Below are 14,689 nucleotides of genomic sequence, written 5' to 3'. Positions count from 1 at the left end.
GCAAATCCGCCGCATAATCAAACCAACCAGATGAGCCACATCCTCTCTTAGATCAGAGCGCCATCTGTCCCAAAATCCCTGACGACGGACAAACCTGAAGCCTTCCCTAAGTTTGTCGAGGTATTTGATCTTCATCACGATAGCCATGGGGTACGTATGCTCCTGCAAATGTGGTACAAAAGCGGCTGTTTTCCCCAATAAACCTTAGAAATATGGAGGTGTTGGCGCACCTGAGAGGATTCGAACCTCTGGCCTCTGCCTTCGGAGGGCAGCGCTCTATCCAGCTGAGCTACAGGTGCCTTGGCCGTTAGCTAACCTTGTTCCGTTCCGGGTGCAACTGCAAATCTGTCGCCCGACATCAGGTTTCACGCGAACAGATCGTGGGCCAGTTCCAGTGCATCGATCAGTGTGTCGACCTCGTCAGTGGTATTGTAAAGCCCGAAGCTGGCGCGGCATGTGGCCGTTACCCCCAGATGATCCATCAACGGACCGGCGCAGTGATGACCGGCGCGAACGGCGACGCCTTTTTTGTCCAGAATGGTCGACACATCATGCGCGTGCCCTGCCCCGTCCAGTGTAAAACTGAAAATAGCGGCCTTGTCCGGGCGTGTGCCCTGCACTTGCACCCAGTTCAGGCCGGTCAGACGCTGCATGGCATAGTCCCGCAAGGCGGATTCGTGGGCGGCAATGTTCTCCATCCCCAGATCCATCATGTAATCCAACGCCACACCCAGTCCGATTGTCTGAACGATCCCGGGTGTACCGGCCTCGAACTTCATCGGCGGATCGTTATAGATCACCTGATCTTTGCTGACCTCTTTGATCATGTCGCCGCCGCCGATAAAGGGGCGCATTTCGGCCATGCGTTCGGACTTGATGTAGATCGCACCTGAACCGGAGGGGCCGTACAGCTTGTGCCCGGTGATGGCATAGAAATCACAGCCGATATCCTGAACGTTGACAGGCATGTGCACGGCACCCTGACTGCCATCCACCAGAACAGGCACCCCTTTTGCGTGGGCTCCTTTTGTGATCGCCTTCACGTCAACGACCGTTCCCAGCACGTTCGAGCATTGCGTCACAGCAACAAGCTTTGTGCGCGGTGTGATGGCATCAATCACGGCCTGCGGGTCCAGTCCGCCGTCCGGGCCCACATCGACCCACTTCAAGACCACGCCCTGACGTTCGCGCAGGAAATGCCAGGGAACGATATTGGCGTGATGCTCCATGACACTCAGAACGATTTCATCCCCGGCTTTCAGGCGCGGCATGGCCCAGCCATAGGCGACAAGGTTGATGCCTTCGGTTGTGCCGGAGTTCAGAACGATTTCATTCTCGTTCGCCACACCCAGAAACCCGGCAACCGTGCCGCGGACGGCCTCATACTTTTCCGTTGCAAGGTTGGACAGATAGTGCAGACCGCGATGCACGTTCGAGTATTCCTCGGCATAGGCGCGGGTAACTGCATCAATTACCACCTGTGGCTTCTGCGCCGAGGCACCATTGTCCAGATAAGTCAGGGGTTTCCCATTCACCTCTCGCGACAGGATGGGAAAATCAGAGCGGATTCTCTGAACATCATACATGGTCATATTCCCTATACGGGCCCACTTGGGGTCAGGAGGAGGACAAAAGGTATCGCAATCAGCGCGGCCAGTAAGATCAGGCCAAACGCCTTTCCCAAGGATGCGAACTGATGCGCCTCGTTTAGGAAATGCAGGGTGATATAAAAACTGACCAACGCCGTTGCCAGCAACATCGGAACCATCAGGAACGGCAGTGTCATTGCAATGACCAGCGTAGCCAGCAAGGCAAGTATCTGGAGGAACTGCAGCCAGATCATCAGAACCATGATGTCTTCAAACGTGGCGCGTCCGCCCAGAAGTCGTCCGACAAACAGAAATGACGCGACGCTCAGCAGCATTGCACCCGCTGACGTTACCAGATTCATGAGGACCGGACCGGGTGCCTGCGCCACATCCGGGCCAGACAGCCACACAAAGTAGTCAAGGCCAAACTGCACAATGGAGTTGAGCACGACAGCTAGAAAAAACGCCAGCCACAGGATCTCGCGCCCTGGGCGTAGTTTCATCAGGCGTCGGGCTGCCTCGGCCGGGCTGACCAAAGTCATCACCGCGAGGTTCCCCAGAAAACTCAGATTCATGTCTCAGGCCTCTGTGCTTGTCTGAGGCCTGACAACCAGAACCAGACAAAGACTGCAACCCAAAGTAGCCCAACTACGGACAAGGTCGGCCCCGGACCGATAAATCCGGCCACCAATCCGTTCAAAAGAACCAGCGGCGCGGACGACAATAAAGCCCAAAACAAAGCCAACCGCGCGCCGTAGGCGGAACCGCTCCCACCCATAAGCCGTGCCGCCCAATGAGACACAAGGGCCACAAAATACAGAAGCAATGGCAGGATGATAACCGACCCCAACAAGGCGCCGCCCAGCAGCATGTTCAGCTCGACACCTTCCAGGTGCGCGCGCCGCGCCATTCCAGGCATCTGCGCGATAAAGGCGATTGTGCAGAACGCCATGACAAAAGCCAGCGCCCGGTCTTCCCGTGGTCCCATATCCAGAAGCCGGCGCATGACACGCCCCGGCCCCCTGTACGTGGCCACGATATCCGTCGTCACAGGCATCAGCTGCGACGCGCCAGCCAGCCTTCCAGACGGGTCACGATGGCTTGGGCAAGCACCTCGTTTTCAATCTCGTCCACCGCTTCGGCCAGAAAGGCCAGCGTCAGCATGTTCGTGGCGTCTTTGAGCGATACCCCACGCGAACGCAGATAAAACAAGGCCGTTTCGTCAATCGCACCCGATGTGGACCCGTGCGAACAGGCCACATCATCGGCGTAGATTTCCAGTTCGGGCTTAGCCAGAAACTGGCTATCATCATCCAGCAACAAGGACTGGCTGATTTGATAGCCGTCAGTTTTCTGGGCCCCCGCTTTCACAAGGATTTTGCCCTGGAACACGCCTGTTGCGCCATTCCGCAGAACTTTCTTGAAGACCTGGCGGCTTTCACAATTTGCCGCGTCGTGCGTCACGAACACCGTGTCGTCGTGATGGAAATTACCGTCTCCGACGCAGGCCCCCGCTACATGAGCAACTGCGTCATCGCCCGTCAGCTCGACCACTTGCTCGTTTCGCGTCAGAACTCCGTTCACCGTCAGAGTAAAGGATTTGTAAACCGACTCGTGGCCCAGACACGTGAACATATGCGTGGCTGCGCAGCGCTCATGATCCCGACCCTGCGCGCGCACGTGATGCAGCGTGCCGCCGTCGGCAATGTCGATCTCCATGCATTTGTTAAACCGTGAAGCTGCCGGACCGTTTTCCAGAATGGTCACCTCGGCCCCGCTTTCAACGCGCACGATGTGATGCAACATGGCATCCGAGGTTTCAGAGGCATGCTGATAGATCAGGCTGATTGGCTTGCTGGGCGTGCCAGTCACGTGAATCGCAACACCATCGGCCGCAAAGGCCGTATTCAGCGCCGCCAGAGGCCGTTGAACCGGAGTTTGCCCGCGCGCTTCAAGAACGCCGTACAACTCCTTGGCCCAATGGATATCTTTGCAGCAGATGTCTTCGATCCGATCGATCGTCACACCTTCAAGCGTCAGGTCATCGGAATCCTCAGCGCTGAACACACCGTCGATGAACACGATTTTCAAACGGTCAAGATCATGGAACAGCAACGGCTCATCGGACCGGAACAGAGCGGCCTGAGGGGCCTCGGGCGAAATCAGCGTGTCCGGACGTGTGTATTTCCAATACTCATCGCGCCGTCCCGGCAGGCCCATTTCCAGAACCCGCGCCAGCGCATCTTCGCGGGCGGCACGCGTGCATCCGGCGTCGGGCATGACCAGACTGGCCAGCCGAGCCTCTGTCGCGGTTTGTTTAACTTCGGGCAGCCCCATCAGTTCACCTCGGCCAGAATGTCGGCATAGCCGTTGTTTTCAACTTCCAGCGCCAGTTCCGGGCCGCCGGTTTTGACGATCCGACCGTCTGCCATGATGTGCACGACGTCGGGTTTGATATGGTCCAGCAGACGCTGATAGTGAGTAATCACCAGGAAACCACGGCCTTCGTCGCGCAGAGCGTTTACACCTTCGGCCACCAGTTTCATCGCATCCACGTCCAGACCCGAGTCCGTTTCGTCCAGGATGCACATCTTAGGCTCCAGCATCGCCATCTGCAGAATTTCGTTCCGCTTCTTCTCACCACCCGAGAAGCCGACGTTCACCGGACGCTTGAGCATATCCGCGTCGATCTTCAGCGATTTCGCCTTGGCGCGTACTTCTTTCAGGAAGTCGGCGGCCGACAGTTCGTCTTCCCCGCGCGCCTTGCGCTGAGCGTTTACGGCAGTGCGCAAGAACGTCATGTTGCCGACGCCGGGGATTTCGACTGGGTACTGGAACGCCAGAAAAATACCCGCAGCGGCACGCTCTTCCGGTTCCATTTCCAGAAGATCCTCGCCGTCCAGGGTGGCCGAGCCTTCGGTAACTTCGTAGCCATCGCGGCCCGAGAGTACGTAGCTGAGTGTCGACTTGCCCGAGCCGTTCGGACCCATAATCGCATGCACTTTACCTGCCTCGACGGTCAGGTCGACGCCTTTGAGGATTTGCTTCTCCTCTTCCTCAAGTTTCACGTGCAGGTTCTTGATTTCCAGCATTTTTTGTCCTTTTGCGTACCGCAAGGGGCATCCGATAGCCCCAGTCAATGTCTATCCCAGCATCCGGCGCATGAGGCGTGCAGCAACCCATCCCAGGATCGCTCCTCCACCGACTGCCCAAACCGGGTTGATGAAGTCCATGTGATTGATGTTGACATAGGCAACACCCAGCAATCCGCCCAAAACCGGGAGTGCGTAACCCAACAGGGTCAACACGTCATCCTTTCGGATGGTCTTGCCAGGCTTACGCGCCATCAGCCAACCGAGCCTTCGAGAGAAATGGCAACCAGCTGCTGCGCTTCCATCGCGAATTCCATCGGCAGCGCCTGAAGCACGTCCTTGCAGAACCCGTTAACGACCAGCGCCACGGCCTCTTCCTCGTCCATACCGCGCTGGCGGCAGTAGAACAGCTGGTCGTCGTCCACCTTGGACGTCGTCGCTTCGTGTTCAACCCGGCTCGAGTTGTTCTTGACCTCGATATACGGCACCGTATGGGCCCCGCATTTGTCGCCGATCAGCAAACTGTCGCACTGAGTATAGTTGCGGCTGTCCTTGGCTTTGGGGTGCATCGACACCAGCCCGCGATAAGTGTTCTGAGCCTTACCCGCGCTGATCCCCTTGGACACAATCCGCGACTTGGTGTTCTTGCCCAGATGAACCATCTTCGTACCGGTATCGGCCTGCTGATAGTTGTTGGTGATGGCGATCGAGTAGAACTCGCCCTGACTGTCATCACCGCGCAGGATGCAGGACGGATACTTCCAGGTCACGGCAGAACCGGTCTCGACCTGCGTCCACATCACCTTGGACCTGTCGCCCCGGCAATCAGCACGCTTGGTCACGAAGTTGTAAATGCCGCCCTTGCCGTTCTCGTCCCCGGGGAACCAGTTCTGAACGGTCGAGTATTTCACCTCGGCATCTTCTTCGACGATGATTTCGACCACGGCTGCGTGCAGCTGCGCGGTGTCGCGCTGCGGCGCAGTGCAGCCTTCCAGGTAGGACACATACGAGCCCTTGTCGGCGATGATCAGGGTCCGCTCGAACTGTCCGGTGTTTTCCGCGTTGATGCGGAAATAGGTACTCAGCTCCATCGGGCAGCGCACGCCCGGGGGGATATATACGAACGATCCATCCGAGAACACGGCAGAGTTCAGAGTGGCATAAAAGTTGTCGGATACCGGAACTACGGTGCCAAGATATTTTTTGACAAGTTCGGGATGCTCTTTGATCGCCTCTGAAATCGAACAAAAGATCACACCGGCCTTTTTCAGTTCTGCCTGAAAGGTCGTGCCGACAGAAACCGAGTCAAATACCGCGTCCACAGCAACCTTGCGGCCCTCTGCGGGTGCATCCTCTGCACCTTCCACGCCAGCCAGAATCATCTGTTCTTTCAGTGGGATACCCAGCTTTTCGTATGTTGCCAGCAGCTTAGGGTCGACGTCATCCAGCGACTTGGGCTTCTCCTCCATCGACTTGGGGCGGGCATAGTAATACTGATCCTGAAAGTCGATCTTGGGATAATTGACCATCGCCCAGGTCGGTTCGTCCATCTGGGTCCAGCGGTCAAACGCGGCCAGGCGCCATTCGGTCATCCATTCCGGCTCTTCATTCTTTTCCGAGATAAGACGGACGATATCCGGGTTCACGCCCTTGGGCGCGTATTCCATTTCGATTTCGGTTTCCCATCCGTATTTGTAGGTTCCGACCTCACGCACCGCGTCCACGGTTTCCTGATCGACACCTTCTTTTACCTGGGTCTGGTCCAAAGCGGCCATATGACACCCTCCGTCAGATCACGCGGCACGCGCGCGATGCTTTTTCTCTTTTTCAAGCCACGTTTCGGCGAAACGCAGCACATCTTCTTCACTCGTCCGAGGACCCAGCGACACGCGGATCGCGCTTGCGGCCGTCACCTCGTCATATCCCATGGCGGTCAATACGGTGCTGGCCCGAACCTTTCCGCTTGAACAGGCCGAACCCGCGCTGACCGCAAATCCTGACAGATCCATCTGCATGACTTGCGTTTCGCCCTTCCAACCGGGCGACGCGAAACACAATGTGTTTGGAAGGCGCTCATGACCTTTTCCGACAAAAATAGTCGATTTGGAGCCGGCCTCAAGAGCGTTTTCTAGAATATTTCTAAATTCTGCGATTTCATCCCAAACGCCGTTGGCCAGATCCCGCGCGGCTGCTTCAGCTGCAGCCCCTAAACCTACAATTCCTATGACATTTTCCGTCCCGGACCGACGCCCCATTTCCTGCCCGCCACCCTTGATCTGGGCCGGCAGATCCGTTCCGCGTTTCATCACAACCGCACCAACCCCTTTGGGCCCACCCATCTTATGGGCCGAGATCAGGGCCATCTGCACGTTCAGCCAGTTGAAGGCCACGGGAAGTTTTCCAAAAGCTTGCGTGGCATCCGTTACGGCCAGCCCTGCGGGCAAGGATTGCACGACACCGGTTTCAGAATTGGCCAGTTGCAAGCATGAGTTCTCGGGTTCAAGCACTTTAACTTCACCTGAAGGAAGAACCGACAAATCTTCAACGATCCATGATCTTACGGCATCATGTTCAACTGCTGATCCGTGCAGTCCGCGCCCCGACAACGCCAAAGCAGCGCCTTCTGTGGAGCCAGAGGTAAACACGATGTCCGCCCCATCAGCCCCAAATGCGGCCGCCACCTGAGCGCGTGCGCGTTCAACAAGCGCCTTAGCGGCACGTCCTTCCGCGTGGACAGATGACGGGTTTCCGCAGACATCCATCGCCGCGATCATCGCGTCGCGCGCCTCGGGCCGCAACGGCGTGGTAGCGTTATGGTCCAGATAAATGCGATTCATAGATGCATCTTTTCCAAGTTAGAAGCACAAGCCGTTTTGCCGCCCGAGATACTCATTTTTTATTCGTCCACAACCGCAAACAGACTAGGAACCGCCGGGCACGGTGCCAGATCGTTCTTGATGACATCCGAGAGACGCGTCTGATGCAGAAACACATAGACATTCGCGCTGAGACTTTCCCACAGACGGTTGGTCAGGGATTGGGCCCGGCTTCCCGATGAAGCCCCCGAAGCACCCGCGCCCTTTTGCAGAGCATCTAGGGACTCATCCACTGCGGCCAGAATTTCGACAACGCGGATTTCTGACGCAGGGCGTGCCAGTCGGTAACCGCCCCCCGGCCCGCGAACCGAAGACACCAGTTCTGCGCGCCGGAGTTTGACGAATAACTGCTCAAGATACGGCAGGGAAATGTCTTGCCGCTCAGAGATTTCCCCCAGAGTCACAAGCCCATCTGTTGGTTGCAAAGCGATATCAGCCAGAGCAACCATTGCGTAGCGGCCTTTGGTCGACAGCTTCATTCACTTTCCTTCGTGGCAAGTTCAGTGCGAAATCATTGACGCCGCCGCTACCAATGCGTATCTCCGTCAGGCAGCGTCATACGCAATGCAACGTAATTAGAACCGTTCTAAGGTGTCCGACGATAACCGTCAAGTATTTCCGGCCGCCAGTAGTACAAAGACAGGACTAAAGCACATATGCCCGAGGTGATCTTTCCCGGACCAGAAGGCCGCCTGGAAGGCCGCTACCACCCGCAAAAGGAAAAAGACGCACCGATCGCCATCGTGTTGCACCCGCATCCTCAATTTGGCGGGACCATGAACAACAAGGTGGTCTACAACCTGCATTACGCGTTCTATAACATGGGCTTCACCGTGTTGCGGTTCAATTTCCGCGGCGTGGGCCGCAGCCAGGGTGAATACGATCAGGGCGTGGGTGAACTGAGCGATGCGGCATCCGCGCTGGATTACCTGCAATCGATGAACAACAACTCCAAGCATTGCTGGGTTGCTGGGTTTTCATTCGGCGCATGGATCGGAATGCAACTGCTGATGCGTCGCCCGGAAATCACCGGTTTCATCAGCGTGTCGCCCCCGGCAAACATGTATGACTTTTCATTCCTGGCGCCCTGCCCGTCTTCGGGCCTGATCATCAACGGCACCTCGGACAGGGTCGCGCCGCCGGCCGATACCACTTCGCTTGTCAGCAAGCTGCACGAACAAAAAGGTATCACCATCACGCATACCGAGGTGGAAGGCGCAGACCACTTCTTCCAGGACCGCCATATGGATACGCTGATCGACACCACAACCGACTATGTAAAGCGCCGCCTGACCGAGAACACCCGCTGATGTCGGATACCATCGGCACTCTGGCGGCAAGGCTGGCCGAAGATACGTTGAAGGTTATGGATGAAACCGGCAATGACCGGTTCTTTGTGGAAGTCGGCGAGGTTCTTGCGGCGGCTTCCCAATCATTGGAAGAGGCGTTCCTGACCGAAATCCGGGTTCGCATGGCCGAGCGCAAGGCGCGGCAATTCCTGGTCAAACACCTGTCCGCACATCGCTCGAAACTCAAGGCTATTGAAAAACAATGACTGACAGACTGTCCGCACAGATCGCGTTTCTGAAACAAGCGGACAGGCTGAAATCAGTTGATCGGGCAAATACACTGCTGGATCAGTCCCGGCACGAAAACTCAGCGGAACACAGCTGGCATCTGGCGTTGTGGGCTTTGGTGATGGCGCCCTTGGCTGAGGATGATGTCGATATTGATCGCGTCATCCGAATGCTTCTGCTGCACGATCTGGTCGAAATCATCGTTGGCGATCATCCGATCCATCTGGCGACAGATTGGTCAGCGGTGGAGCAGGCAGAACGGGCTGCCGCCGAAACGCTTTTTGGCTTGCTACCGTTCGATCAGGCCTCGGAGTTCCTGTCCCTTTGGGCAGAGTTCGAGGCCGATGCGACACCTGATGCCCGTTTCGCCAAAATCCTTGATCGGTGCCAGCCGATGTTTCAAGTGCTCTGCGCACCAAATCCTGATCCCGAACACCTGACCGTTGTGCAGGACAATCTGGATGGCGGCCGCGCTGCCTATCTCGAAACCGCATTTCCTTTTGCGTACCGACGGTCCCGGGCAATGCTGGACGGCACAGACCTGGAAGAAACCGATCCTTTCTGGGACCGACTGCCATTTCTGACCGAAACGGATCAGTTGAAAACCGTATACCGTGCGTCGCGTCTTTTGTACGATCCAAGGTTCGAAAACTCGGCCGAGCATTCCTGGCACATCATGCTCTATGCCTGGGTCCTTTCGGAATACTCGAATCCATCTGTGTCAATCGATCGGGTTCTGCGCATGCTGTTGCTGCATGACATCGTCGAAATCGATGCCGGTGATCACCCGATCCACGGGCAGGTCGATCACGCCGTGCAGGCCGCCGAGGAAGAAGCCGCAGCCGAACGTCTGTTCGGACTTTTGCCAGCGACACAACGACAAATGTTCCATTCATTGTGGCGAGAATTTGAAGCGGCGCAAAGCCCGGACGCCCAGTTCGCAAAAGCGGTTGACCGATTTCAGGCACCTGTTGGAAATCTGGAAACCCAAGGCGGCACCTGGGCCGACTACAACGTCACTTTTGGGCAAATCGAAAAGCGGGTGGGCGTTCCCATTCAACGCGGGGCTCCGCGGCTGTGGGGCTGGCTCAGACCCAGAATAGCCGAGTTTTTCGAAGTTACGGCCGGATAAGGGCGCATCAAATAGAAAAAGGGGCAGAAGCCCCTTTTTCTGGCGTTTCGCGGACACTTAAACCTGTGTACCCTTTAACCGTTCAACAACCTGGGCTGCATCATTGTCGACGGACCCCCCGTCTGCAAGCCACCCTAGCGCCGCTACCAACACCGATAAAATAATGACGGTTCTTGCAAAATTCGTCATGACAAACTCTTCAAACTACTAAACTTAATACAAAAGCTGACATATCACATTCAGACTTCTGCAAATAGTCTGGTAATCCTGACCTTTGGTCACCTTCCGACGTCTACTGTCGTTGCCCCGCATGACAGAAAATTCTTGCCGTTTGACAAGTTTTTATGCTCAAGCACACCTGAACATTCGTTGTGAGACTTCTCCATTGCCCAAAGCCTATCTGTTCCTTCTTGTAGCCGTTTTGTCCGAGACGATCGGAACCACAGCATTGCAGGCCAGCCAGCAGTTTACACGCTTCTGGCCGTCGGTTCTGGTTGTTGTGGGCTATGGGTTCGCCTTTTACTTCATGGCACTGACACTGAAATTCATGCCGGTTGGCGTCGTTTACGCAATCTGGTCCGGGCTTGGAATATTTTTGATCGCGATCATTGGATTTGTCGTGTTCGGACAAAGGCTGGACTGGCCAGCCGTGATCGGATTGACCTTTATTCTATCCGGAATCCTGATCATTCATCTGTTTTCCAAGACCGCAGGCCACTGAACGCGCGTTAGGGCTGGTATATTTTGTCGCGCCGCGTTATGCGCGCGACAACTTCCAGTTCAAAGGCTGACCTCTCATGGACCTGCGCAATATCGCAATCATCGCTCACGTTGACCACGGCAAGACGACCCTGGTGGATGAGCTGCTCAAACAATCCGGTGCTTTCCGGGAAAACCAGGCCGTAGCCGAACGCGCCATGGACAGCAACGATCTGGAACGCGAACGTGGCATCACCATTCTGGCCAAAGCAACCTCGGTCGAATGGAAAGGCACGCGCATCAACATCGTCGACACCCCGGGCCACGCCGATTTCGGTGGCGAGGTTGAGCGTATCCTCAGCATGGTGGATGGCGTCGTCTTGCTGGTTGACGCTGCCGAAGGACCGATGCCGCAGACCAAATTCGTGACCTCCAAGGCGCTGGCGCTGGGACTGCGTCCCATTGTGGTTCTGAACAAGGTTGATAAGCCGGATGCGGAACCTGACCGGGCTCTGGATGAGTGCTTCGACCTGTTTGCTAACCTTGGTGCCGACGATGATCAGCTGGATTTCCCGGCCATGTATGCCTCGGGCCGTTCGGGCTGGGCCGACATGGAACTGGATGGGCCGCGCAAGGACCTGACCGCCCTGTTCGATCTTATCGTTGATCACGTCCCTGCCCCAAAGCAGGCAGAGAAGAAAAACGAACCCTTCCGCATGCTCGCCACCACATTGGGCAGCGACCCCTTCATCGGCCGCATCCTGACCGGTCGCGTGGAAAGTGGCACCCTGAAGGCGGGCGACAGCCTCAAGGCGCTCAGCCGGGACGGTAAATTGATCGAGAACTTCCGCGCGTCCAAAATTCTCGCCTTCCGCGGCCTGAGCCAGCAGCCGATCGATGTGGCCGAAGCCGGCGACATTGTCACCATCGCAGGTATGAGCAAGGCCACCGTGGCGGACTCGCTTGTGTCGCCTCAGGTTGACGAGGCCCTGCCCGCGCAACCGATCGACCCGCCGACCATCACAGTGACCTTCGGGATCAACGATTCTCCGCTTGCCGGACGCGACGGGAAAAAGGTCCAGTCTCGGGTGATCCGGGACCGTCTTATGAAAGAAGCCGAGTCCAACGTTGCCATTCGCGTCACCGACACGCCCGGCGGCGAAGCATTCGAGGTCGCAGGCCGCGGCGAATTGCAGATGGGCGTTCTGATTGAGAACATGCGACGTGAAGGGTTCGAACTCAGCATCTCACGCCCGCAGGTTCTTTTCCGCGAGGAAAACGGACAACGGCTTGAGCCGGTTGAAGAAGTCACCATCGATGTGGATGACGAATACTCCGGAGCCGTAATCGAAAAGGTAACAGGTGCACGCAAAGGTGAACTGGTCGAGATGCGCCCTGCTGGTGCAGGCAAAACCCGCATCATTGCCCATGTGCCCTCTCGTGGTCTCATCGGGTATCATGGCGAATTCCTGACCGACACGCGTGGAACCGGCGTTTTGAACCGCGTCTTCCATGGTTGGGCGGCACACAAAGGCCCTATCCCCGGCCGGCGTGCCGGTGTTCTGATCTCAATGGAAAACGGCCAGGCAGTCGCCTATGCACTGTGGAACCTTGAAGAGCGTGGCCGCATGTTCGTTGCCCCTCAGACCGACGTGTATCAGGGCATGGTGATCGGTGAACATTCGCGCGACAACGATCTGGAAGTGAACCCTCTGAAAGGCAAGAAGCTGACCAACGTGCGTGCCAGCGGTTCGGACGACGCCGTGCGTCTGACGCCGCATGTACAGTTTTCTCTGGAAGAGGCGATTGCCTATATCGACGATGACGAACTGGTCGAAGTCACACCCAACGCGGTCCGCCTGCGCAAGCGTTTTCTGGACCCGCATGAGCGTAAACGTATGGCAAAATCAGCCTGATCAACTGCAGACTGTGCATGTCCGAAACGGAAACAATGGCGATTGTGTGGCATATTTGCTTCCAATAAAGATTAAAACTAGAAAGCGGAAACCTGGGCAAATTGCCCGGTTTCCTTTGAAAAGAATAGCGCCTCTCCCTTAAATTGTACTAATTCGAAGTCACTCTCCCAAACTACATCTTGTGGTTTGGTTATTATCAAGGTGTATTTGCGTCAATTGTGTGATGCTCTTCATACGCGCCTTGAACTAGACGGTGCATATGATCGGCATGGTTGAGTAAAAAGTACCAAGGAGTACAAAATGGGAACCCTGTCCCGTACCTTTCCGACTTACCTCGTGGCGACTGCTTTCTTCGTCGTTTCGGCTGACGAGTCTTTCGCTGCCGGTGTGTGCGATGTCAAAACTGCGCGCCAGTCCGGCGCATCATCTCAAGTCTTGTGCGAATGTGATGCGGTTACGAGTAGAATGATACGTTATGTCCAACGTCGCGCCGATTTCGACAAGATCCTGGCACGACTTGGCGCTGAGTGTGCGCCTCTGGCTGCACTGCTTACGGATTTTCCAACAGCGTCTACCGGAACCTCAAATCAAAGATCCGGGGACGGTCACCCAGATGAGAACCGCGATACCGGTACTCCCGGCGGAGAAAACTCGGGCGGCGGAGTTGAAGCGACCGGTCCAAGTGGTGGTCCAGAAACCACAGGAGGAGGAACTCCCGGTGGTGAACAGCCCGGCGGTGAACAGCCCGGTGGCGAGCAGCCAGGTGGTGAACAGCCAGGTGGCGAGCAGCCCGGTGGTGAACAGCCCGGTGGCGAGCAGCCAGGTGGTGAAGAGCCAGGTGGCGAGGAGCCGGGTGGCGAGGAGCCGGGTGGCGAGGAGCCGGGTGGCGAGGAGCCGGGTGGCGAGGAGCCGGGTGGTGAAGAACCAGGCGGTGAAGAAGAGCCAACGTGAGGGATCACGGAAGTTGCGGTCAGACGTCCGGATTTGATCCTAGATAGCTCATTTAGCAGCGCACACGTAGCTCTTCGTGTTTTGAAACCTGCCTGAAAAACATGGGTGCAAAGAATTTGTACCCATGCAACGTGTCTCAGCAACTCAAATAAGGTGCGTTGGGCTCAGCTATGACCGTAAACACCCACCCAGTGGCTAGGTCGTTTTGGGTCCTGCATGCGAAGAAAAAGGTACCGCGTCGCTGTCCAGTGCTTGATCCGGTTTGTGAGGTTGTCCAAAACTAAATCGCCGTTGGCTGAGCGATAAACCAGAACTGCATGCGGCCCCCGGCGCCTGTCCAATACTGTAGCGATTAACAGTTTGCTTGGATCTACCCCTGCGTGGATCAAATCTCTTTTCTTCAGCAGGGCGAAGTCTTCACAATCACCGCCTCTTGCCGTTGGCAGTGCCCATCTCTCGCGGGTGTTATACTGGGACTGATCGGTCACTTCGCGGGTCGAGTTATTCACGCGCCGATTAACCTGCTCCACAACCTTCAATTCCTGTTGGCTGGACATGGATACAGATCGTTTTCCTACACAGGCCCAATTGTATTGATTGCAAAGGTTGATGGCGCCGGAAGGTGGCGGTGAAGATGCAACACTTGGAATAAAGCCTCCCTCGGATGCGTGTGCTGACGGTGCCGAGGCAATCGTGCAGATGCTCAAGACGCAAACGGTAGCGACGCACGCCGATATTGGGAAAACTCTGGTGCGGAAGCGCTTCGCCAGTGCAATAAATAAAGACATTCCTACACCCCAATCCTGTGTTTTTTGCACGATCGCGCATTAAACAGGGCCGCACTCCGTCATGGGAAA

At 56.4% G+C, this 14,689-nt stretch carries 16 protein-coding genes and 1 tRNA gene; 6 read left to right on the top strand and 11 right to left on the bottom strand.

The features are described 5' to 3' along the window. Positions 1–222: 222 nt before the first annotated feature. From ACR0CG_RS21290 to iscR, 10 genes are all read right to left on the bottom strand, one after another. A tRNA-Arg gene (locus ACR0CG_RS21290) sits at positions 223–299 on the bottom strand. Between the two features lie 66 nt (positions 300–365). Continuing rightward, entirely contained in the window at positions 366–1,586 is a 1,221-nt protein-coding gene (locus ACR0CG_RS21285; RefSeq protein WP_480527375.1) for a cysteine desulfurase, read from the bottom strand. A gap of 11 nt (positions 1,587–1,597) precedes the next feature. Next, positions 1,598–2,164 carry a Yip1 family protein gene (locus ACR0CG_RS21280; RefSeq protein WP_480527373.1) on the bottom strand — a complete coding sequence of 189 codons (567 nt, stop codon included), beginning with the start codon at positions 2,162–2,164 and terminating at the stop codon, positions 1,598–1,600. Continuing rightward, positions 2,161–2,646 (bottom strand): YIP1 family protein, encoded by a 486-nt coding sequence (locus ACR0CG_RS21275; protein WP_480527371.1) that lies wholly within the window; start codon positions 2,644–2,646, stop codon positions 2,161–2,163. The genes ACR0CG_RS21280 and ACR0CG_RS21275 overlap by 4 nt, the downstream gene beginning before the upstream one ends. Beyond that, positions 2,646–3,926 carry a SufB/SufD family protein gene (locus tag ACR0CG_RS21270; RefSeq protein ID WP_480527370.1) on the bottom strand — a complete coding sequence of 427 codons (1,281 nt, stop codon included), beginning with the start codon at positions 3,924–3,926 and terminating at the stop codon, positions 2,646–2,648. The genes ACR0CG_RS21275 and ACR0CG_RS21270 overlap by 1 nt, the downstream gene beginning before the upstream one ends. Then, positions 3,926–4,681 carry a Fe-S cluster assembly ATPase SufC gene (gene sufC / locus ACR0CG_RS21265; protein WP_170805685.1) on the bottom strand — a complete coding sequence of 252 codons (756 nt, stop codon included), beginning with the start codon at positions 4,679–4,681 and terminating at the stop codon, positions 3,926–3,928. The genes ACR0CG_RS21270 and sufC overlap by 1 nt, the downstream gene beginning before the upstream one ends. A 51-nt stretch (positions 4,682–4,732) precedes the next feature. After that, a complete protein-coding gene (locus ACR0CG_RS21260; protein ID WP_170615000.1) occupies positions 4,733–4,936 on the bottom strand; it encodes a hypothetical protein in 204 nt (67 codons plus the stop codon). Then, on the bottom strand, positions 4,936–6,456 hold the full coding sequence (sufB, locus tag ACR0CG_RS21255) for a Fe-S cluster assembly protein SufB (protein WP_480527368.1): 1,521 nt from the start codon (positions 6,454–6,456) through the stop codon (positions 4,936–4,938). Before sufB ends, ACR0CG_RS21260 begins: the two co-directional genes overlap by 1 nt. A gap of 18 nt (positions 6,457–6,474) precedes the next feature. Then, a complete protein-coding gene (locus tag ACR0CG_RS21250) occupies positions 6,475–7,518 on the bottom strand; it encodes a cysteine desulfurase family protein (RefSeq protein WP_480527367.1) in 1,044 nt (347 codons plus the stop codon). A gap of 59 nt (positions 7,519–7,577) precedes the next feature. Next, entirely contained in the window at positions 7,578–8,036 is a 459-nt protein-coding gene (gene iscR / locus ACR0CG_RS21245) for a Fe-S cluster assembly transcriptional regulator IscR (RefSeq protein WP_480527366.1), read from the bottom strand. Positions 8,037–8,213: 177 nt separating this feature from the next. On the opposite strand from iscR, the gene ACR0CG_RS21240 reads away from it, so the two are divergent. From ACR0CG_RS21240 to ACR0CG_RS21215, 6 genes are all read left to right on the top strand, one after another. Next, on the top strand, positions 8,214–8,867 hold the full coding sequence (locus ACR0CG_RS21240; protein WP_170614996.1) for an alpha/beta hydrolase: 654 nt from the start codon (positions 8,214–8,216) through the stop codon (positions 8,865–8,867). Next, entirely contained in the window at positions 8,867–9,112 is a 246-nt protein-coding gene (locus ACR0CG_RS21235) for a hypothetical protein (protein WP_170614995.1), read from the top strand. The genes ACR0CG_RS21240 and ACR0CG_RS21235 overlap by 1 nt, the downstream gene beginning before the upstream one ends. After that, positions 9,109–10,266 carry an HD domain-containing protein gene (locus ACR0CG_RS21230; protein ID WP_480527363.1) on the top strand — a complete coding sequence of 386 codons (1,158 nt, stop codon included), beginning with the start codon at positions 9,109–9,111 and terminating at the stop codon, positions 10,264–10,266. The genes ACR0CG_RS21235 and ACR0CG_RS21230 overlap by 4 nt, the downstream gene beginning before the upstream one ends. Positions 10,267–10,651: 385 nt before the next feature. Next, entirely contained in the window at positions 10,652–10,987 is a 336-nt protein-coding gene (locus tag ACR0CG_RS21225) for a DMT family transporter (protein WP_321252898.1), read from the top strand. 76 nt (positions 10,988–11,063) lie between these two features. Continuing rightward, on the top strand, positions 11,064–12,881 hold the full coding sequence (typA, locus tag ACR0CG_RS21220; protein WP_170614992.1) for a translational GTPase TypA: 1,818 nt from the start codon (positions 11,064–11,066) through the stop codon (positions 12,879–12,881). 300 nt (positions 12,882–13,181) lie between these two features. Continuing rightward, on the top strand, positions 13,182–13,832 hold the full coding sequence (locus tag ACR0CG_RS21215) for a hypothetical protein (RefSeq protein ID WP_480527361.1): 651 nt from the start codon (positions 13,182–13,184) through the stop codon (positions 13,830–13,832). A 164-nt stretch (positions 13,833–13,996) separates the two neighbouring features. Here the strand turns inward: ACR0CG_RS21215 and ACR0CG_RS21210 are convergent, their stop codons facing one another. Continuing rightward, the gene (locus ACR0CG_RS21210) at positions 13,997–14,620 is read right to left on the bottom strand and encodes a transglutaminase-like cysteine peptidase (RefSeq protein WP_480527359.1); all 624 of its coding nucleotides are present in this window, start codon (positions 14,618–14,620) and stop codon (positions 13,997–13,999) included. Positions 14,621–14,689: the final 69 nt, after the last annotated feature.

This window comes from Ruegeria sp. AB8 (assembly GCF_056542605.1).
This window is presented reverse-complemented; position numbering and strand designations above follow the sequence as displayed.

Excerpts from the sequence above, each read along its gene's own strand:
- ACR0CG_RS21280 (WP_480527373.1), bottom strand. The coding sequence starts at position 2,164 with ATGAATCTGAGTTTTCTGGGGAACCTCGCGGTGATGACTTTGGTCAGC.
- ACR0CG_RS21235 (WP_170614995.1), top strand. The coding sequence starts at position 8,867 with ATGTCGGATACCATCGGCACTCTGGCGGCAAGGCTGGCCGAAGATACG.
- ACR0CG_RS21210 (WP_480527359.1), bottom strand. The coding sequence starts at position 14,620 with ATGTCTTTATTTATTGCACTGGCGAAGCGCTTCCGCACCAGAGTTTTC.
- iscR (WP_480527366.1), bottom strand. The coding sequence starts at position 8,036 with ATGAAGCTGTCGACCAAAGGCCGCTACGCAATGGTTGCTCTGGCTGAT.
- ACR0CG_RS21275 (WP_480527371.1), bottom strand. The coding sequence starts at position 2,646 with ATGCCTGTGACGACGGATATCGTGGCCACGTACAGGGGGCCGGGGCGT.
- ACR0CG_RS21215 (WP_480527361.1), top strand. The coding sequence starts at position 13,182 with ATGGGAACCCTGTCCCGTACCTTTCCGACTTACCTCGTGGCGACTGCT.
- typA (WP_170614992.1), top strand. The coding sequence starts at position 11,064 with ATGGACCTGCGCAATATCGCAATCATCGCTCACGTTGACCACGGCAAG.
- sufB (WP_480527368.1), bottom strand. The coding sequence starts at position 6,456 with ATGGCCGCTTTGGACCAGACCCAGGTAAAAGAAGGTGTCGATCAGGAA.
- ACR0CG_RS21250 (WP_480527367.1), bottom strand. The coding sequence starts at position 7,518 with ATGAATCGCATTTATCTGGACCATAACGCTACCACGCCGTTGCGGCCC.
- ACR0CG_RS21285 (WP_480527375.1), bottom strand. The coding sequence starts at position 1,586 with ATGTATGATGTTCAGAGAATCCGCTCTGATTTTCCCATCCTGTCGCGA.
- sufC (WP_170805685.1), bottom strand. The coding sequence starts at position 4,681 with ATGCTGGAAATCAAGAACCTGCACGTGAAACTTGAGGAAGAGGAGAAG.
- ACR0CG_RS21260 (WP_170615000.1), bottom strand. The coding sequence starts at position 4,936 with ATGGCGCGTAAGCCTGGCAAGACCATCCGAAAGGATGACGTGTTGACC.
- ACR0CG_RS21270 (WP_480527370.1), bottom strand. The coding sequence starts at position 3,926 with ATGGGGCTGCCCGAAGTTAAACAAACCGCGACAGAGGCTCGGCTGGCC.
- ACR0CG_RS21230 (WP_480527363.1), top strand. The coding sequence starts at position 9,109 with ATGACTGACAGACTGTCCGCACAGATCGCGTTTCTGAAACAAGCGGAC.
- ACR0CG_RS21240 (WP_170614996.1), top strand. The coding sequence starts at position 8,214 with ATGCCCGAGGTGATCTTTCCCGGACCAGAAGGCCGCCTGGAAGGCCGC.